This is a genomic window from Prauserella sp. PE36 (assembly GCF_003311655.1).
GTDB lineage: Bacteria > Actinomycetota > Actinomycetes > Mycobacteriales > Pseudonocardiaceae > Prauserella_A > Prauserella_A endophytica.
The window spans coordinates 1-19,066 of sequence record NZ_QEQT01000076.1 but is presented as its reverse complement, the minus strand read 5'-3'; the positions used below and the strand labels follow the sequence as shown (position 1 = coordinate 19,066).

At 69.6% G+C, this 19,066-nt stretch carries 17 protein-coding genes and 3 pseudogenes; 8 read left to right on the top strand and 12 right to left on the bottom strand.

Annotated features, from left to right (window positions below):
• Positions 1–22: 22 nt before the first annotated feature.
• From DI005_RS20890 to DI005_RS20850, 9 genes are all read right to left on the bottom strand, one after another.
• Positions 23–220 (bottom strand): 4Fe-4S domain-containing protein, encoded by a 198-nt coding sequence (locus DI005_RS20890; RefSeq protein WP_113643233.1) that lies wholly within the window; start codon positions 218–220, stop codon positions 23–25.
• 38 nt (positions 221–258) lie between these two features.
• Positions 259–1,191 (bottom strand): hypothetical protein, encoded by a 933-nt coding sequence (locus tag DI005_RS20885; protein WP_113643232.1) that lies wholly within the window; start codon positions 1,189–1,191, stop codon positions 259–261.
• Between the two features lie 9 nt (positions 1,192–1,200).
• On the bottom strand, positions 1,201–1,539 hold the full coding sequence (locus DI005_RS20880; RefSeq protein ID WP_233520222.1) for a non-heme iron oxygenase ferredoxin subunit: 339 nt from the start codon (positions 1,537–1,539) through the stop codon (positions 1,201–1,203).
• A gap of 66 nt (positions 1,540–1,605) precedes the next feature.
• Positions 1,606–2,427, bottom strand: coding sequence for an alpha/beta fold hydrolase (locus DI005_RS20875; protein ID WP_113643231.1), 822 nt, complete (start codon positions 2,425–2,427; stop codon positions 1,606–1,608).
• Between the two features lie 38 nt (positions 2,428–2,465).
• Positions 2,466–2,963 (bottom strand): aromatic-ring-hydroxylating dioxygenase subunit beta, encoded by a 498-nt coding sequence (locus tag DI005_RS38260; protein WP_158559857.1) that lies wholly within the window; start codon positions 2,961–2,963, stop codon positions 2,466–2,468.
• Positions 2,960–4,312 (bottom strand): Rieske 2Fe-2S domain-containing protein, encoded by a 1,353-nt coding sequence (locus DI005_RS20865; protein ID WP_113643229.1) that lies wholly within the window; start codon positions 4,310–4,312, stop codon positions 2,960–2,962. The genes DI005_RS38260 and DI005_RS20865 overlap by 4 nt, the downstream gene beginning before the upstream one ends.
• 88 nt (positions 4,313–4,400) lie before the next feature.
• Entirely contained in the window at positions 4,401–6,176 is a 1,776-nt protein-coding gene (locus DI005_RS20860; RefSeq protein WP_113643228.1) for a thiamine pyrophosphate-binding protein, read from the bottom strand.
• 90 nt (positions 6,177–6,266) lie between these two features.
• Entirely contained in the window at positions 6,267–7,772 is a 1,506-nt protein-coding gene (locus DI005_RS20855; RefSeq protein ID WP_113643227.1) for an aldehyde dehydrogenase family protein, read from the bottom strand.
• Positions 7,769–8,827, bottom strand: coding sequence for an SDR family NAD(P)-dependent oxidoreductase (locus DI005_RS20850; RefSeq protein WP_199543041.1), 1,059 nt, complete (start codon positions 8,825–8,827; stop codon positions 7,769–7,771). Before DI005_RS20850 ends, DI005_RS20855 begins: the two co-directional genes overlap by 4 nt.
• 161 nt (positions 8,828–8,988) lie before the next feature.
• Here DI005_RS20850 and DI005_RS20845 point away from each other — a divergent pair, with 161 nt between their 5' ends.
• On the top strand, positions 8,989–9,873 hold the full coding sequence (locus tag DI005_RS20845; RefSeq protein WP_113643225.1) for a LysR family transcriptional regulator: 885 nt from the start codon (positions 8,989–8,991) through the stop codon (positions 9,871–9,873).
• 31 nt (positions 9,874–9,904) lie between these two features.
• On the opposite strand, the gene DI005_RS20840 is transcribed toward DI005_RS20845, so the two are convergent.
• Both DI005_RS20840 and DI005_RS20835 read right to left on the bottom strand, forming a co-directional pair.
• Entirely contained in the window at positions 9,905–10,315 is a 411-nt protein-coding gene (locus tag DI005_RS20840) for a dienelactone hydrolase family protein (RefSeq protein WP_255565731.1), read from the bottom strand.
• Positions 10,316–10,526: 211 nt separating this feature from the next.
• Positions 10,527–10,649 (bottom strand): annotated as a pseudogene (locus tag DI005_RS20835) (dienelactone hydrolase family protein); the annotation flags it as partial.
• Positions 10,650–11,167: 518 nt separating this feature from the next.
• Between DI005_RS20835 and DI005_RS20830 the strand changes: the two are divergent.
• Both DI005_RS20830 and DI005_RS20825 read left to right on the top strand, forming a co-directional pair.
• On the top strand, positions 11,168–11,944 hold the full coding sequence (locus tag DI005_RS20830) for a 2,3-diphosphoglycerate-dependent phosphoglycerate mutase (RefSeq protein ID WP_199543038.1): 777 nt from the start codon (positions 11,168–11,170) through the stop codon (positions 11,942–11,944).
• Between the two features lie 41 nt (positions 11,945–11,985).
• Positions 11,986–13,251: an NAD(P)/FAD-dependent oxidoreductase gene (locus DI005_RS20825; RefSeq protein ID WP_113643221.1), complete on the top strand. Its 1,266-nt coding sequence runs from the start codon at positions 11,986–11,988 to the stop codon at positions 13,249–13,251.
• 784 nt (positions 13,252–14,035) lie between these two features.
• On the opposite strand, the pseudogene DI005_RS20815 reads toward DI005_RS20825, so the two are convergent.
• Positions 14,036–14,581: pseudogene (locus DI005_RS20815) on the bottom strand (transposase); the annotation flags it as partial.
• 855 nt (positions 14,582–15,436) lie between these two features.
• Between DI005_RS20815 and DI005_RS20810 the strand changes: the two are divergent.
• From DI005_RS20810 to DI005_RS20790, 5 genes and pseudogenes are all read left to right on the top strand, one after another.
• Positions 15,437–16,186, top strand: a complete 750-nt coding sequence (locus DI005_RS20810) for an IclR family transcriptional regulator (RefSeq protein WP_113643218.1) — start codon at positions 15,437–15,439, stop codon at positions 16,184–16,186.
• A 45-nt stretch (positions 16,187–16,231) separates the two neighbouring features.
• Positions 16,232–17,382: pseudogene (locus DI005_RS20805) on the top strand (4-hydroxybenzoate 3-monooxygenase); the annotation flags it as partial.
• Between the two features lie 177 nt (positions 17,383–17,559).
• Complete coding sequence (locus DI005_RS20800) at positions 17,560–18,069, top strand: MFS transporter (protein ID WP_113643217.1); 510 nt, start codon at positions 17,560–17,562, stop codon at positions 18,067–18,069.
• Between the two features lie 131 nt (positions 18,070–18,200).
• On the top strand, positions 18,201–18,434 hold the full coding sequence (locus DI005_RS20795; RefSeq protein WP_113643216.1) for a transposase: 234 nt from the start codon (positions 18,201–18,203) through the stop codon (positions 18,432–18,434).
• Positions 18,435–18,475: 41 nt separating this feature from the next.
• Positions 18,476–19,066: IS3 family transposase (locus DI005_RS20790; protein ID WP_147263889.1), on the top strand; the 591-nt coding region annotated here is incomplete at its 3' end.

Sequence of the window (19,066 nt, the reverse complement as noted above, 5' to 3'; positions counted from 1 at the left end):
TGGTCCTCTCAGTTCGGCCGGTTCAGGGGGCGCCGAGTTTCAGCGCGGAGACCGGGCAGGCGCGTACCGACTCGCTGACCCGTTCCCGCTCGCTCTCCTCGACCGCGTCGCGGAGCACAACGACGACCCCGTCGTCACTCACATCGAAGACGTCGGGGGCCGCCAGGATGCAGTTGGCGTACCCCTCACACCTGTCGTAGTCCGCGTGCACGTCCAGCACGGCGTACCTTCCTTTTCGTCGGTTCCCCGGTCGGGCCGTCAGCTTGCGGCGGGGGCCGGCCACGACGCGAAGCCGATACCGGTAATGGCGTGGTGCAGGGGGATGTAGTCGATGACGTCCGCCGGGACGGACTCGAAGGCCCCCGCGACAGCGATCCACGAGCGGATCTCGCCGCTGCCTCCGTGCAGCGTCTGGGACTTGAACGTGAACAGGTTCCGCAGCGCGCGGGTGTCGCCGACGCGGATCCGGTCCAGCACCCACTCGTCGAGCTCGTCGTCCACCCAGCCCGCACGCACCCCGAACGGGTCGTGCGACAGGCCACCCGAGCCCAGGACGACCACGCGCTCCGGGCGCTCCCGGGCCGCGCGGCCGATGGCCGTGCCGAGGTCGTAGCAGCGCGCACCGTCGGGCAGCGGCTCGTGGTAGGAGTTCAGGAACACCGGGACGACCGGGACGCCCAGCTCGTCGAGACCGAGGAACGCGGCGGGCCGGGTGAACGCGTGTCCGATCCCCTCCGGCTTGCTCAGCGGCCGCAGCTCGGTCATGATCGCCGGGTCGAAGCCCTGGTCGATCAGGGCCCTGGCCAGGAACATCCCGAAGTCACCGGCACACTTGAGGCTCACCCGTCGGTTGAGCCCGGGCTTGTCGCGGAACGCGACCAGGGTCTCCCCGCTGACCTCGTTCCCGCAGTAGACCGCCAGGGTCGGGTTGACCGCCGGGCCGAAGACCTCGCTCTGGTCGTCCCCGACGATCACCACGACGTCCGGCTCGACTGCCCGGATCCGTTCCCGCAGCATCGCGATACTCGAGTCGATGCGGGCCCGTGCCGCGGCGATGTACTCGGGGGTCTCCCGCGCGGCAGCCGCCGGTGGCGGTACATCGCCGCGCATGCGGGCGTAGGTGGCGGGCCACTCCTCGAGCGGCAGCAGGATGGTGGGTGTGTGTGAGGCGCCGATTCCCTGGACGAGCATGAGAGGTCCCTATTCCGAGTGGTCGAGGTAGAGCTTCCCGTCGACGACCGTGACGGGATAGGCGTTGACCGGCTTCATGGCGGGCAGTGAGCACGGAGAACCGGTCTTGAGGTCGAACCGCGAGAAGTGCAGTGGGCACTCAACGTACCCGCCCTCGACCCAGCCGTCGGCCAGCGACGCCTCGCCGTGGCTGCAGGCGTCCGCGAGGACACGGAAATTTCCGTCGTCGTCGCGGAACACCGCGACGGGTTCGGGCAGCTCGGGGTGGCGGACCCGCAGGCCTTCGTCCTCCGGGACCTCGGCGGTCTCGCAGAGGTACACGAGCCCGGTCGAGGGAGGGTGCGTCACGTCCACGTCATTCCTTTCGTCAGTGTCGTCCGTACGTCGTCCGTACGCGTGTGGAGTACGGCGCCGTCAGGAGTTCAGGAAGTCCAGGGCGACCCGGTTGAACTCGTCCCGCTGCTCGATCTGGGCCCAGTGCCCGCACCGCTTGAGGACGAGCAGCCGGGACTCGGGGATCTCGCGCAGCAGCATCAGCCCGATCTCCAGCGGGTTGACCCGGTCCTCCCTACCCCACACGATGAACGTCTTCGCGGTGATCGTGTGCAGCTCGGGTTCCTGGTCGCGCCACGCGACCGTGCCGGTGACCGACGGCGTCGGCCGCTCCTGGGCGGCGCGCAGCCGCTCCTCGAAGATCTCCGCCGGCAGCAGTGAGGGGTCGTAGAGCATCACGTCCACGAGCCGCTGGATCGTCTCCCGTGTCGGGTTCTCCGCGGCCGCGCGCAGCGCCCGGTGCCCCTCCGAGGGCTGGGGCACGTTCAGCGTCTTCATCATCCCGCCCGAACCCATCAGCACCAGGCGCTCGGTGCGCTCGGGGTAGTCGACGGCGAACGCCATCGCCACGGTGCCGCCCATGGAGTTGCCGACGAAGCTAGCCTTCTCGATGCCCAAGGCGTCGAGCATGTCCCGAAGCGCGCGGGCCCGGATCGTGGTCACCGGCTCCGAGTCGTCGGTGATCCCGTCGGACTTGCCGAACCCGAGCATGTCGACGAGCAGGGTCCGGTGGGACTGCGCGAACACGTCGACGTTGCCGGAGAAGTTCGACCAGGCACTGGCCCCGGGACCGGCGCCGTGCAGCATGATCACCGCCGGGCCCGCGCCCACGTCGTGGTAGTGGACTCGGTACGGGCCGGCCTGGATGAACTTGCCCGTGCTCTGGTCGGTGACGACCGTCATGGATGTCTCCCTTGGTGGCGATGGGGGGGGTGTCTGCGTCAGAAGAAGATCGAGATTCCGCGCGGCAGGATGGTGGCGTCGAGGTGCACCTCGCGCCGGGCGAGCTTCCAGGTCCCGTCGACGGGGCGCAGGCGGTCGACCCGCCTGCCGGCCCACCAGGCCTCGTCCCGCAGCTTGCGGGCCTGCCGTACCAGGAATGTGCTGCGCACCTCGACCTCGTCGGAGCCCTCGATGTCGTCCACGACGACGTTCGTGACGACGTGACAGGTCATCGACTCGGGCAGCTCGGAGTGCGAGTACCCGGTCTCGTCCTTGGCCAGCCGCACCTCGATCATGGTCCGGTCGTCGCGGATGATCGGGTGCCCGGCGGGAGCGACGTCGCCCTGCACGTACTCCCGCAGCGGCATCACGTACTCGACGTCGTCGGTGAGCCACGCGAGCCACTCCTTGAAGCGGCGCTCGTCGAGCAGGTGCGCCTCGCGCGCGAGCAGGTCCTCGATCTCCTGCTTCCGCTCCCAGTTCGCCACGGCGCTCACCTCCGGTCCATGAGCTCGAGCCAGTGCCGGTAGAACGCGCGCTGGTTGGCCTCGCTGGGGCTGGGGCCGACCTGGCCTGGGTAGCCCGCGGGGCCCTCGGTCTCGTGGCCGAGCTGCTGGCGGTAGTGGAACGGCCGCGACCGGTTCCGGTCCGGCACGGTGGCCTCGAGGATCCGTTCGAAGTTCTCCACGTCCTCCGGCGCGATCAGCCCGGCCGGGTGCTGGCCCTGGTACACGCGCTGCGCGGCGACCTCCTTGACGACCTGCGGGGCCTCGCGCTCGACCATGGTCCACTGCCAGGTCTCGTGGGCCTGCGCGCCGCGCGGGTGGAACTGCAGGAAGTGCCTGCCGAGCAGCGGGGAGATGAAACCCATCAGGCCGACGTTCGGGAAAATCCCGGCGTGCATGAAGCCGTAGGGCCAGTCGGCGCGACCCTCGAACGCCTTCTGCCGGACGTGGAAGCGGTGCTCGACCCACTCGACCGCTTCCGGCCCCAGCCGCTGCGCCTCGGCGTAGTCCCGCTTGTACACCTCCTGGTCCATGATCAGCATGCCCATGCCGAACGGGGTCCGGCCGGGCTCGACGCCGGTGGTGGCGTTGAGGTGGGTCGAGGTGTTGCCGGACGGGTAGTCGATCATCGGCGCCAGGTTGCCCTGCTTCATGAAGTCCACGCAGACGCCGATCCACGCCACGTGCGTCGCCGTGTAGACGTGGTAGGTGTCGCCGAAGAAGTTCTCCGCGGCCAGCTTCCAGTTGCCCGGCGAGTGGTAGCGATGGAAACCGGGCAGCAGCTCCAGCCCGCCCAGGTCCAACGACAGCACCAGGTTGTCCAGCCACCACCGGCCGTCCTCGCCCAGCCAGGTCTCCAGCTCCGGGGCGTCGGCGTCGAAGGTGGCGAACAGCAGGCCCTGGTAGTTCGCGACCTTGGCGACCTTCTCCAGGCCGAGCTGCGACTTGTCGACACCCTCGCGGTAGGCGAAGTCCTCCACCGGGATGCCGTTGAGCGCGCCGTCGAGGCCGTAGCTCCAGCCGTGGTAGGAGCAGACGAAGCCGCGCGCCTTCCCGCGGTCGAACAAGCAGACCTGGTTGCCCCGGTGGGAGCACTTGTTCACCAGGACGTGGATCTCGCCGCGGCGGTCCCGGCTGACGATCACCGGGACCTCGCCCATGTAAGTGGTCACATAGGTTCCGGGTGTGGGGACCATCTGCTCGTGGCCGACGAGGAGCCAGGACCGGCCGAAGACCCGGGCGGCCTCGGTCCGGTACACCGCCTCGTCGACGTGGATGGCCGGGGCGACCAAGCCGTTCTTCCAGTCGACGAGCGCGTCCAGTTCGTTGAGGATGGTCATCCTTGACCCCCTTCGTGACAATGTGGGAACTGCGGATCGGTTCGTTCCGCCGGGGTGAAGCCGTCCCGGCCCTATGTGCTCGGGCGGCTCAGTCGTCACCGCCGACAAGCTGCGCGGCGTACTTCCCGTAACCTCGCTCCACCAGCACCTCGACCACGACGGGTCGGCCCGCACGGACCGACTCCACGGCCTGTTCGAGGACCTTGACCAGCTCGACGTCCGACCCGACCGGGCCGTACGCGTCGAGGCCCTGCCCGCGGGCCAGCCCGGCGAGGTCCGGTGCGGGCTCGTCGATCCGCAGGCCGATGTGCGCGTTCGCCAGCGGCCTGCCCCGGACCTCGGCGACCTTGGCCTGGTGGACCTCATCGTTGAAGTACGAGCGGTTGTTGGCCACCACGATCAGGAACGGGATGTCGTGGCGCACCGCGGTCCACAACGCCGTCACACCCATCAGGTAGTCACCGTCCCCGAGCACGGCCACCGGGAGCCTGCCGCTGCCCCGCAGCGCCAGCGCAGCCCCGACGACGAGCCCGGGACCGGAGCCCAACCCGGCCCCGCCATCCGCGCCCAGGTGAGCCAGCGGGTCGGTAATGGGCCACTGGCTCGCGTCCCAGGAGATCGGCATGCGCACGAGCGTCACGGGCAGGTCCGCGGTGGCCTCGCGCAACCGGACGGTCAGTTCGGCGAGGCTGATCTCCTCGCCGTTCGACGCCGGGACGGGCGGCGGGGCCACCCGCTCGGTGAGCGCGGGCCGCCCGGTGTCCGGGAGCCCGCGCAGCAGCGCGCTGACGGCGGGACCGGACCGGGTCGGCAGTCGGACGTCCGCGGGGGCCAGCACCTGGTCGTCCTTGGTCCAGCCGCGGTGCAGGTGGAAGTCGCTGGTCACGGCGATGACCTTCGCCGCCGGCCGGTCCCCGAAGGCCTGCTGGAGCAGGCCACCGAGATCGACCCAGTCCAGGCTGAGCACCACATCCGCCGACCGGATCACGTCCAGGATCGCGGGCGGGGCGATCAGCCCGGGGTGACCCGCGTGCAGCGGGTGGTCCGTCGGGAATCCCGCGGCCACCTTGATGTCGGTGAGGACCGAGGCGCCGAGGCGCTCGGCCAGCGCGACCCGCTCGTCCCACTCCGCGCGGTCCCGGCTCGCCCGCCCCGCCAGGATCACCGTGCGCCCCGCGCCGGCAAGCAGGCGCGCAGCCTCCTCGACCGCCTCCTCGGACGGTGCGGCGGGCGAGACGGACGCATACCGGGCCACGTCGATCGTCGGGACCGGACCGGTGGTCGGCTCCTCCTGCACGGACACGTCGAAGCACACGTAGACCGGCGCGGTCGGCTCCGTGCGGGTGATCTGGTTCGCCCGCAGCACCGACGTCACCGACGCCTGTACCGACGCGGGCTGGTCGTCCCACTTGACGAACGGTCGCACCAGCGCGCCCTGGTCGGCGGAGGTGTGGATCCAGTCGATCCACGGCCGCCGCTCGGCCGCGTCCACCGGGCCGGTCGCGCCGAACAGCAGCAGCGGCGCCCGGTCGAGGTAGGCGTTGTAGACGGCCATGCTCGCGTGCATCAGACCCACGTTGCTGTGCACTGCGGCGGCCATCGGACGGTCGGTGACTTTGGAGTAGCCGTGGGCGATCGCCACGGCGTGCTCCTCGTGCAGGCACAGCAGCATCTCGGGGTCGGTGTTGCCCAGCGTGTTCACCAGGCTGTCGTGCAGCCCGCGATAGCTCGACCCCGGGTTGAGGGCGATGTAGGGCACACCAGTGGCCCGCAGCGCCGCGGCGATCGCGTCGCTGCCCCAGGCCACCTCCGCAGCCGGCTGCTCGAAGTCGGAGACCCGCTCGTCCCGCACCACCCCGGTCATCGGGCACCAGTCCGACGGGCACTCTGGACGAATGGCTGATGATCGGCCATGCCGGTCACGTTCCCTCCCGAGAGATCGGATCCTGGGCGCTCAGCGCATGACGTTGATGCTCTTGACCGTGGTGTAGCTGAGCAGCTCATCGACGCCCTCCTCCCGGCCGATCCCGGAGTTCTTGACCCCGCCGTAGGGCACGCCCGGGAAATGCCGGGAGGAGCCGTTGATCCAGACGAAGCCGGCCTCCAGGTCGTCCGCGACCCGGTGGGCCCGCCGGATGTCGTTGGTCCACACGGCTGCGGTGAGGCCGTAGTCGAGCGAGTTCGCCAGCGCCACCGCCTCGTCCTCGTCCTTCCAGCGCAGGACCGAAAGCACCGGGCCGAAGACCTCCTCCTGTGCGACGCGCGCGGAAGGCTCGACCGCCAGCACGGTCGGCTCGATGAAGTAGCCGCGATCGAGGTGAGCCGGGCGGCCCCCGCCGGTCAGCAGCTCGGCGCCCTCGGCCCGCGCGTCCTCGATCACCCGGAGGATGCGCTCGTGGTGGTGTCGGGAGATCACCGTTCCCATCTCGCTCGACGGGTCGAGCGGCGAGGCGATGGTGAACTCGCCGAGCAGGCGCACGACCTCGTTCACGACCTCCTCGGCCACCGACTCGTGCACCAACAACCGCGATGTCGAGCCGCAGGACTGCCCGGCCCAGGTGAAGTTCATCCCGGCGACCGCCGAGCGGGCCACCTCGAGCGGGTCCGCGTCCGGGAAGGCGAGCAGGGCGTTCTTGCCGCCCAGCTCGAGGGTGACCTCCTTGACCCCGGTGCCCGCCGCTTCCCGCTGGATGGCCATCCCGGTGCCCACGCTGCCGATGAAGCCGATCCGGCGGACCGCCTTGTGGCGCACCAGGGCCCGCGGAGCCTCAGGACCGTTCCCGACGACGATCGAGAGGACGCCCGGCGGCAGGACCTCCTTGGCCACCTCCCCGAACAGCAGCGCCGACAGCGGCGCGAGCTCCGGCGGCTTGAGCACGACCGTGTTGCCCGCGACCAGGGCCGCCGCGATCTTGCCCGCGGCGAACATGAACGGATGGTTGAACGGAACGATCCGCGCGACCACGCCGAACGGCTCCCGCACGGTCAGGTGCAGGTTCTCGCTCGCTGGGATCGTGTTGCCCTTCAGCTCCAGCGCCAACCCGGCGAAGACGCGGAGCTGCGCGGCCGCCTTGTCGGCGTCGGACCGCATCTCGGTGATCGGGGAGCCCGCGTCGATCGCGTCCAGCAGCGCGAAGTCGTCCGCGCGTTCCTCGATCGCGTCGGCGAGTGCCTCGGCGTAGCGCGCCCGCTGCAGGACCGGGGTCCGGCGCCACCCGCGGGCCGCCGCCGACGCGGCGGCGACTGTCACCTCGACGTCGTCCTCCCCCGCGTCGGGCACTTCGGCGATCACCTGCTCGGTGTACGGGCTCTCCACCGTGAAGGTGCGACCCGAGCGGGCGGGGACCAGGCGGTCCCCGACGAGCAGGCGCCAGTCGCGGTCGAGCAGCTGCTCGACGCGGGCCTCGTTGGCCCGCAGCGCCGCACCATCCTGCGCCGAAGCGCCCTGGACGACGGTCATTCGGTGTCCCCCCTGGCGGCCAAGTTGCCCAGCGCCGCGACGAACATCGCGCTGCCGGCGTCGAAGGACTGCTGCGCGACACCCGAGCGCTGGAACGGCGGCAGCGCCGACTCGATCCGCGCATACATCCGCTCGACCTCTTCGGGGAGGTCGTGGTCCTGCCAGAAGGTCAGGTCCCCGTAGCCGTGGTCGTAGTTCCACTCCGGGACGGCGTAGAGCCGACCGGTGACACCCCGCTCGGCCTGCCCGGCGAGGAACAGGGTGATCGGCAGCAGATGCTCGGAAACGACCGGCCGCATGAAGTAGGTCTGGCCCGCGCCGTCGTAGGCGCGCGCGGTGTCATCGAACCAGGAGGCGCGGGTGTGGCCAGGCATGATCGAGTTGATCGAGACCCCCTTCGCGCGCACCTCCTCGGCCAGGTAGAAGCCGAACGTCGTGACGGCCGCCTTCGCCGCCTGGTACGGCATCTCGACCGTGTACGGGCGCGCCGCGTAATAGCCGCCGCCGGTGGAATGCGCCAGCACCCCGCTGCTGACGACGTTGATGACGCTGCCGCTGCCCCTCTCGGCCATGCCGGTCACGAACCGGCGGGTGACCCCGACCGTGCCGAAGACGTTGACCCCGAACATCGTCCGCCAGTCCTCGTCCGTGGTGTCGAGGGTCGGGCGCCGACCCCACGGCCGGAACAGCGTCTCGGAGACCAGCGCCGCGTTGTTGATCAGGACGTCGGCGTGACCGAACTTCTCGATCACCGCCGCGTGGGCGGCCTCCACATCCGACTCGCTGCTGATGTCCGCCTCGACGGCGAGACCACCCGCGTCCTCGAGGCGCTTGCGGTGGACGTCCGCGCCGTCCCAGGTCTTGTCCAGCGCGGCAACCTTCGCCCCCACTGTCGCCAGGGTGTCGGCCAGCACCGCGCCGATGCCCCGGGCCGCGCCCGTCACCACCGCAACCTGCCCCTCAAGCAGACCACCCCACTCGGCCACCGCACGGTCCACCGCGGCGGTCTGCGCCCGACGCACTGCCTCCGCCGTCGTCCCCGACTGAGATTCCACGGACTCACTCATCGACCTTCACGCTCCCGGAACTCGTGCGAAGCGTCGATGCGTGACCGGTCGACGCCCTCGCTGGCGGCGGATGACACCACGATGTTAGGACCGTGAGACATCTTCGTCCATGACATAGAATGGATACCTTCTCTTCACTGGAGGTATAAATGGATCTGCGCCAGCTCCGCTACCTCGTCGAGGTCATCGACGCGGGCTCGTTCCTCGGCGCCTCGGCCCGGCTGGACACGCCGCAGCCGTCCCTGTGGCGTCAGGTGAAGGCCCTGGAGAAGGAACTCGGCGTCTCGCTGTTCGAGCGGTCCGGGCGCAGCGTGCAGCCGACGAGCGCGGGCCTGTTGCTGCGCCCGATCGCCGAGCAGGTCCTCGCGGGAGCCGACAAGCTGAAGGACCTGGCCGCCGAGGTCCGACACGGCCGGGCAGGCATCGTCACCGTGGAGTGTGCTTACCCGCACCTGCTCCGGTTCCTGGCCCCGCTGATCGGCGGGTTCCACACCACGCAGCCGGAGGTCAAGGTCACGATTCACGGCCTGCCCGGCCTGCCGTCCGCCGAACGGGTGATCGACGGCGATGCCGACGTCGTCACCTGCCTCCCCCGGGTCGACTCTCGGATCGCGGGCACCGAACTCGGCCAGGCGCGGATCGTGGTGGTCGTCCCGGACGACCACCCGTGGCGCAGGCGCCCCACCGTCGACGTCGCCGAACTGGCGGGGGTTCCCGTCCTGGTCGGCCCGAGCTTCAGCCTGAGCCGCAACCTGCTGGAACCCCCGCTGCGGGCCCGGGGCATCGCGCTGGACATCGTGTACGAGTCGCACGACTTCGCCTCCCTCGCGGCACTGGCCCGGGCCGGCCTGGGCGTGGCCGTCGTGGCCGACGACCACCTGCCCGGTGAGCCGGCTGACAATGACTGGCCCCGCCTCCACGACGGCACGACCTCGATGGCCACGCCGGTATGGATCTACTGGTCCACCCAGCGACAGCTGTCCCCCGCCGCCGCGGCGTTCGTGCGCTACATCAAGGAGGCGGTCCCGCGGTGACCCGCGGCCCACGACGCCGACGGCGGCGACCTCACCCATTGGGCCATCCTTTCTCAACGGCAGCCTGACGTCTGTTGTAATACCATAGATCCCAGCTGAAGTCCGGACAAGGCTCGGGTGGTCCCCCCTTCAGAGTTCGGTCGAAGAGGCTGAGGACCTGCTCGTAGGAGCGCTCGGCCGCGGCAGGCAGGTAGCCCGGGCCAGGAACTGCGAACCCGTGGCCGGCGCCCTCGAAGATGTCGACCGTGCTGCGGGCTCCGAGATCCTTCACCACGTCGACCAGCCCGAGGTTCGACGCCAGCGGCGCCAGAACATCGTCTTCGCCGATGCCGACGGAGATGTCACCCGTGAAAGCCTCCACGGCCAGATGCGGCGAGTCGGACCCCTCCTGCACGCTCCGCGATGGGTGCAGCCGGGCCGCGGCGGCGGGCTGATCGCGGATGGCGCGCCGAGCGGGCCCCGATGCAGAACCCGATGGTCCCGATCGCGCCCCCGTCGCGCCGCCTGGTCCGCAGCGACTCGTACGAGCACCGCCGCCACGTCGCGTGCGATCATGTCCTCGGTCGTACCGCCCAATAGCCGGTGGAGCCGCTGCGCGACCTCCGACTCCCGGTCGCCGCCCAGCAGGTCACGCTGAAGGTGATGACGGGCCCCTATCGGTAGTACCGGTCCGGCGCCACGACGAAGTACCCTGCCCTCTCCACCCGGTCGATGACCTCGGGGGTGCCGTCGTCCAGGCCGGGTCCGTGGTGGAACAGCAGCACCACCGGGAACGGACCCCCGTGGGGCGGCGGACCTCCACCCCCAGCTCACCGTCTGTCGTGTTGATCGTCCAGGCGTCGTGATGAAGCTTGGTCGCGCTGGTCATTCCGTCGTCTCCAAACGGTCGGGAGTCGGAAGGGAAGGCCCACACGGTGTGCCGCGGCGGACGATCCGGCGGGAGCGACTCGGGAGGTTTGCCGCCGCAGGAACCCCGGGTCAGGCGGACAGTCTCCGCAGGTGCGCCATGATCTCCTCGACGAACAGCGCTCGCGGCTGAGGAAGCGGGACCTCATCACCAGGGTGATCCTGCGTGCACCCAGCACCTCCACGGCATCTGGCGCGCCGCCGAGGACGGGAGGCTGACCGCTCACTGGGAGTCGGTCGGGATCAGGCCCACTGGGACGACTTCTGGTCCTTATCCCTGCCTGCCTCCGGCTACCATTATCGGCGATGGCATGACATCATACCTAATAGTCGTGCGATCCGATGTGCGGCGACCAGGGCCGAACGCAGGCGAGGAGGCTACCGTCGGATGTCGCGTAGAGCCGCTCACCCGGACAGCACGATGGTCCTCCTGCGGCACGGGCACAGCGAGGGCAACCTTGCGGGCGTCTTCAGCGGCTGGCTGGACGTCCCCCTCAGCCCGCGCGGTCGCGTCGAGGCAGAGCGCGCCGGGAGGTCGCTGCTCGAGCACGGGTGCGCACCCGCCGCGGTGCACTCGTCGGTGCTGGACCGTTCCGTGGCCACCGCAGAGATCGTGGTCGGCGTCCTCGTCGATGCCGGGTTCCCGTGCCCGCCGATCGCGCGGACCTGGCGCCTGAACGAACGCCACTACGGCATCCTGCAGGGATACAGCCGCAGCGAGGCTATTGAGCGGTTCGGTGAGTCCCAGGTCCACCGCTGGCGGCGCTCGTACCGGGAGGCCCCACCTCCCGTCAGTCCGGACGACCCGCGGCACCCGGCTACCGACCCGCGCTACTCGAACATGGCTCGGGAGCGGCTGCCCGGGACGGAGTCGCTGGCCGACGTGCTCGCGAGGCTGACGGAGTACTGGCCGGCCATCGCCGCCGATCTCCGGGCGAACCGCACTGTTCTCGTCGTCGGTCACAGCAACTCCCTGCGGGCGCTGTGCGTGCTGCTCGACGGGCTCGGTGAGGAGGAGGTGGAGGAGCTGAACCTCCCCACAGGCGTCCCGCTCCGCTACGTCCTCGATGCCGACCTGCGGCCCCGCCGACCAGGCGGCGAGTTCCTGGATCCCGACGCGGCCAGAGCCGGCATCACCGAGGTCCTTGCCCAGGGGCGGGCATAAATGGACTACGTCGCGAAGGCGACCGGAGAGGAGAGCGACCGATGAAGGCCGCGGACGCACGCGCTAGGACACCGGGAACCGTCATCGTGGGGGCGTCGGTCGCTGGGGTGCGCACGGCCCAGGCACTGCGCTCCTCCGGCTACGACCGCGAGATCGTGCTTGTCAGCGAGGAGACCGCGCTGCCCTACGACAAGCCGCCGCTGTCGAAGGCCGTGCTGACGGGCACCCGCGGCGTGGCGGACATCGCCCTGCTCTCGCGCGAGGAGGCCGAGACGCTCGGTATCGGGCTCGAGCTCGGGCAGGCGGCCGTAGGGGTTGACCGGGACCAACGCGAGGTCGAACTGGCCGACGGGCGGCGGTTGCCCTTCCAGGATCTCGTCGTGGCCACCGGCGCGCGGGCCCGCCCCTCGCCGTGGGGGAGCCCGCCGGGGCTGCACGTGCTCCGCACCGCCGACGACGCCGAGGCGCTCGGCCAAGACCTCCGCCGTGGCGGGCGCCTCCTGGTGGTCGGCGCGGGATTCGTCGGCGCCGAGGTGGTGGCGTCGGCCCGCGCTCTCGGCGTGCCCGAGGTGACGATGGTGGATCCGGCACCGGTCCCGCTGGGCCGGGTCTTGAACCCGGAAGTCGCCGAGCTCGTCGCGAACCTGCACCGTGACCACGGTGTCGCGACCCGGTTCGGCGTCGGTGTCGACGACATCAACGAGTCGGTGCACGGCCTGACGATTCTCCTGTCCGATGGCGCCCACATCACCGCGGACACCGTCGTCGTCGGGATCGGGGCCGTACCCAACGACGAGTGGCTTGCGGCTTCGGGGGTCAGCTGCGCCGACGGAGTGCTCTGCGACGCGCACAGCCGTTCGGTCGACGACCCGCACATCTGGGCCGTCGGCGACGTGGCGCGCTGGCAGCATCCCGATCGCGTGGGGCCGATCCGGGTGGAGCACTGGACCAACGCAGTCGAGCAGGCCACGTGCGTGGCACACAACATCGTCCATCCGGACAACATGCACGTCCACGCGCCGGTGGAGTACGTCTGGAGCGACCAGTACGACTGGAAGCTCCAAATGATCGGACGCACCGGTGGCGACCTCATCTTCGAGCGCATCAACGGCGCCGACCCCGCATCCTCGTTCGCCGTGCTCTACAACGACGCTGACGGCACTTTCACAGGAGCACTGACAGTCAACTGGCCGAAAGCGCTCGTGACGTGCCGCCGCGCGCTTGACCGAGCCATGACCCTCGCCGAGGTGCGCAGCACCCTGCTTCGATACCAACGCTCGCCTCGTCGAATGAGCGCCACGAACTAACGCCGGTGATCCCGGCGTCCGGTTTCGACAACCGGACCATGCCAGGACTGCCACCGGTCACCGACGATCGAGAGGACATCGCCGATGACCGCAGCGCGGACGTCCTGATGCATTGCTGCCCGTGCCGAGCGAACACCTCGCGGGGGTGGACTAGGCGAGACACCGACCGTACGTCGCGGTGCTCCATGCCAGACGATGTCCGCTGACACGTCCCAACCCGTCCGCGGGAAGTACGGCTCGCCGGGTGCTCCTTCTCGCCTTTCTGATCCTCTTCTTCGCTGGCTGTGACCTGTTCACGCTGGGTACCGTGGGTCCCTCGCTCGTGACGTACCAGCCGTGGGAGGCACCCCGGCTACACTGGGTACCCGTCGCAGCCCTCACCAGAGCCGGCATGCCGATCGGCGCAGTGCTGGCCGGATGGCTGAGCGACCGCACCGGCCGCAATTGCCTGTCACGATCGCCATGACGCTCATCTCCACGACGATGCTGATCGCGGCCCTCGACGAGCACGTCTGCGGCCGGACGATCCCAGCGCACGCTCGGCGTCGACCTTGAGGGTCGAGGCTGAGTAGCACACGTCCGCGGGTGAGCGCGCCGCTGTCGACCGGCGGGCGTTGCGGTCGATGCGCAGCACGTCCGCGCAGCCGTCGGCCAGCGGCATGGCCGCGAACGGGCCAGGCCAAAACCCGCGAACTTTAAGATGCGGGCTCCCTGCTGAGGACCCTCACGGCCTCTCCCTTCTTCGGCGTCGACGTCACCAGCCGGTGAACCCGACGTCGACTCAGGCGCCGGGGCGGGGTCCGCCGTCGGCGCTGTATGCGGGCTGCCAGTCCAAGTCGGGCAGCGCGGCGAGTTGGTCGACGAGGTCTTGGGTCAGGCCGAACCCGACCGCGTAGGACGTGGCGCCGGCCGTCGATCCGGGATCAGGACCTTGTGACCGGCTCGGCGGGTCGGTGCGGTGGCCGGGGGCTGACGCAGGGCGGTGCGGATGACGGTGATGGGGTCGGCGGCGGTGTTCGACCCGGCGTTCACCGGGCGCAGCAGCGCGGCGAGGGGCTCGCCAGTGCCGTCGGGTCCGCGGTCGACGAACGCCCACAACGGATGGTGGCCGTAGCCCTTCTTGAACGTCGCCGCCGCGCCTTCCTTCTCACTGTGGGCGGTGACCAGGGTGGCCTTAACGTCGATGATCAGCGGATTACCGGTGTCGTGGTCGGGGGGCCTGGTCACCCGCCAACGCCCAGGCCCGGGCCGTCGTGCTGGCGCTCTCGATCGCCATCAACGCGGCGGTCGCGTCCGCGGGGAGGTGGTCGATCGTGCGCGACACGTCGGGTCCGACGCCGGGTCCCTCGCATCTGTCGACGGCCCGGTGACCGGTACCCGGACGATCGCCGACCACGCCGTCGTGACGTCGCGGTCGAGACGACGAATTGGCTGTCCGCCAGCGGCCCACGTGCTCCAAGACCGGCGGTTGGGCCGTCTCGATCCGGCCGCGAGTCCTGTCCGGTGCGTCCAATGTGGTCATTGGCACGCAAGTACTACTGAGAGACAACGATACCCTGGGACACCTCGCGTCGGTGAGTCTGGTCGACATCGAGTTGACGTACGGCGTCGTCGGTACGGGCCGGGGCCAGTCGTCCTGCTCCACCACCTGGTCCCAGACGAGCGCGTGCCGGCGCCAGGTGGTGGAGCCGCCCACTCGCGGCCGCACGTTCGTCGCCCCGGATCTGCGGGGTTATGGAGCCGCGGGGTCGCCTGGATCGGGGGATCGCGAGTACGTACTTGCCGGTTCCACGAGGCGCCCGGCGCGATCGAGGGTCTCTACGCCGCGACAATATGGGCAAGCGTCTGATCGCCCCGGTGGATGCGGACCGTCCGCGGTCACCTCTTCCCACGGCCGGGTCCTGAACGCGGACGGTCGCGAGTAGAGTCTGGGCACATCGGTGAATGACAGGTGGCGGTGCGCCAGCCGAGCAGCTGGTGCGCCTTCGCGCTGGTGACCAACTCGTGGTGGTCCGCAGTGATCTGCATGATGCCGCCGGACTCCGCAGGCTCGAGCGAGACCTCCCCGCTCCCCCACTCGTCAGGGACGTGACAAGGCGTGTCGCGAACGCGGTGAACCTTCGTGGTTGTCGCGCCAGGTACTCTCGAACGGCCCGTTCTTTCAACTGAGTGGAAGCATGGACCGATGGCCGGGAACGTCGGAACGCCAGGGGCGAGCGTCGCCTCGCGGACGTTCGCATTGCTCGGCGCGTTCGACGTCGAGCACCGCAGCCTCACCCTGACCGTGCTCGCCGCCCGGGCCGACCTGCCGCTGAGCACCACCCACCGGCTGGCCGCGGAGCTCGTCGGGCTGGGCGCGCTGGACCGGTGCGGGGACTCCTACGTCGTGGGGCGGCGGCTTTGGGACCTGGGCCTGCTCGCGCCCGTCCAGGCCGAGCTGCGCCAGGTCGTCGCCCCGTTCCTTCAGGACCTCTATGCCGCCACCCACGCCACCGTGCACCTGGCCGAACGCGAGGGCACCGAGGCGCTCTACCTCGACCGCATCGCCGGGAACGCCTCGGTGCCGGTGGTGAGCCGGGTTGGCGGGCGGCTGCCGCTGCACGCCACCGGCGTCGGGAAGGTGCTGCTCGCGTGGGCGCCTGAGCCGGTGCAGGCCGAGGTCCTCGGTTCGCTCACGCGGATCACCCCGTACACCATCACCCAGCCCGGACGACTGCGCGAGCAGCACGCCCGGACCCGCCGCGAGGGATTCGCCCAGACCGTCGAGGAGATGAGCGCAGGTGCCTGCTCGCTCGCGGTCCCGATCCGGGCGGGCGACGACGTCGTCGCGGCGGTCGGGCTCGTCGTGCCGGACCTGCGCCGCCACCGCCCCCGCCTGCTTTCCGCCCTGCAGGTCACCGCCGCCGGTATCGGGCGGATGCTTTCCACTCAGTAGGAGAACCCGCTAGGCGTTCGGGACCCGGCCGCACAGACTCCTTGCATGCGCACTCAAGTCGCCATCGTCGGCGCCGGCCCCGCCGGACTGCTGCTCTCCCATTTGCTCGACCGGGCGGGGGTCGAGTCCGTGGTCGTCGAGACCCGCTCGCGGGAGTACGTCGAGGCGCGGGTGCGGGCGGGGATCCTCGAGCAGTCCACCATTGACCTGCTTCGGGAGGTGGGCCTCGGCGAGCGGCTCGACCGGGAAGGAGACGTCCATCGAGGCATCTGCCTGCAGTGGCCCGGCGAGCGCCACCACCTGGACTTCGCCGGGCTCGTGGGCCGCACAGTCACGGTCTACGGTCAGACCGAGGTTACCAAGGACCTCGGCCGCGCCCGGGACGCCGCCGGCCAGCGGATCGTCTACCAGGTCGCCGACACCGCGTTGCACGACCTGGAGACGGATTCCCCGAGCGTCACTTTCACGAAGGACGGCCGGACCGAGCGGCTCGACGCGGACGCGGTCGTGGGCTGCGACGGCTCGTTCGGACCCAGCCGCGCCGCCGTCCCGAACCCGCAGTCCTGGGAGCGGACCTACCCGTACTCGTGGCTCGGGATCCTCGCCGACGTGGCGCCGTCGACGGACGAGCTGATCTACGCCTGGCACCCCGACGGCTTCGCTCTGCACTCGATGCGCTCTGAGATGGTCTCCCGGCTCTACCTGCAGGTCCCAACGGCACCGAGGTCGCCGACTGGTCGGAAGACCGTATCTGGTCCGCGCTCGACGAGCGCTTCCGGCTCGACGGCTGGACGCTGAACCCTGGCCCGATCATGGAAAAATCTGTGCTACCCATGCGGTCCTTCGTGCAGCAGCCGATGCGCCACGGCCGCCTGTTCCTCGCAGGCGACGCCGCTCACATCGTGCCGCCGACTGGCGCAAAGGGGCTCAACCTGGCGGTCGCGGACGTCGCGTTGCTGGCCCCCGCGCTCGCCGCGCTGCTGAAGGACAAGGACTCCCGCCTCGCGGACGGGTACTCCGACAACGCGTTGCGCCGAGTCTGGCGCTGTACGCACTTCTCCTCGTGGATGACCACGATGCTGCATACCTCCGGCGACCCGTTCGACGCCCAGCTGCAGCGCTCCCAGCTGGACTGGATCGCGTCCAGCGAGGCCGGCGCCCGCAGCCTCGCCGAGAACTACACGGGGCTACCGCTTGTGGATACCGCCGGATCGCGGCGACGGCATCCAGAAGCGGCAGCCCTAGGCCAGAGATTGATGCTGGACTCCGGGCAGAGGACATAATTGATTCAACTGCGCACGTGAGGCCAGTGGCGAGCCATTTGCCCGCGTCGTGTTCACCGACACAGCCGTCATGTGGACAATGGAGGTCAGATGCCCCACTCAACTGCGCCGATCCGGCTCCCGGAATTCATCGACAACCGTCGAGTCAGCCCGTACCAGTATGCGGTTATCGGTTTGTGTGGGCTGGTTCTGTTTCTCGATGGTTTCGATACCCAGGCGATCAGCTATGCGGCACCGCATATTGCGAAGGAGTGGGGACTGTCACCTACGCTGCTGGGGCCAGTGTTCTCCTCGGCCCTAGTTGGGCTGATGGTGGGTTACCTGGTCCTATCCCCGCTATCCGAGCGATTTGGGCACCGCCTAACGCTTCTCGCGGCGACCACGGCCTTCGCCGTCTGCACGCTGGCGGTGGTGTGGTCGGACGGAGTGACGGCGCTTATCGCGCTTCGCTTCCTGGCTGGCCTGGGCCTTGGCGCCGCCGCCCCCAGCGCGATCGCGCTAACCAGCGAATTCAGCCCGACACGATTGCGCGCGACCTTTGTGCTGGCCATCTATTGCGGCTTCTCTCTCGGCAACGCAATCGCCGGTGTCGCCGCCTGATGCGCCCCGGGTTCTGTGCAGGCTTTGATTCCAGGAAGGATGCAGAGCATGCCGGCACCGAAGAAGTACAGCGACGAGCTGCGTGAGCGGGCGACGCGGATGGCGTTGGATGGGATCGCGAGGGGCAGCGGATGGCAGTCATCCGCCGGGTCGCGAGTCAGTTGGACGTGCACCCGGAGGCGTTGCGGACGTGGGTCAAGCGCGCCGAGATCGACGCCGGCACGGCACCTGGCCGCACCAGCGACGACGCTGCGCGGATCGCCGAGCTGGAACGCGAGGTGCGTGAATTGCGGCGGGCGAACGAGATCCTGAAGACGGCTTCGGCGTTTTTCGCCGCCGCGGAGCTCGACCGCAAGACCAAGTAACCTCTGACGATTCCGCCCATCGGCGGGAGGTTCCGCTCGCGGTGGTCTTTGACTATATCGATGGCCACCGCGAGCGTGTTGTTGAGGGGAAGAAACTCGGGGTCGAGCCGATCTGCGCAGTCCTGAAAGAATCGGGTGTACAGATCGCTCCGAGAACGTATTGGGCAGCGAGGAAACGCGCACCATCAAAACGCGTCCTGCGGGATGCGGAGCTGCTCACCGAGATTGAGCGCGTGTTCCGTGAGAACTACAGCGTCTACGGGGCGCGGAAAGTGTATGCCCAGCTCAACCGTGAGGGAATCCGCGTGGCTCGCTGCACGGTCGAGCGGCTGATGCGGCAGAAGGGCCTGCAGGGTCTACGGCGGGGCAGGCGCCCCAGGACCACTATCGCCGCGGCCTCACCTTCGTCGGCAGACCTGGTCGGGCGCCGCTTCACCGCCGATCGCCCGAACCAACTCTGGGTAGCGGATATCACCTATATCCGGACGTTTTCGGGATGGGTATATGCCGCGTTCGTCATCGATGTGTTCTCAAGAATGGTCGTGGGCTGGCAGGTCTCGACCTCGTTGCACACGAATCTCGCCCTTGACGCGTTGGAGATGGGGATCTGGGCCAGGAAACGAGCCGGGCAA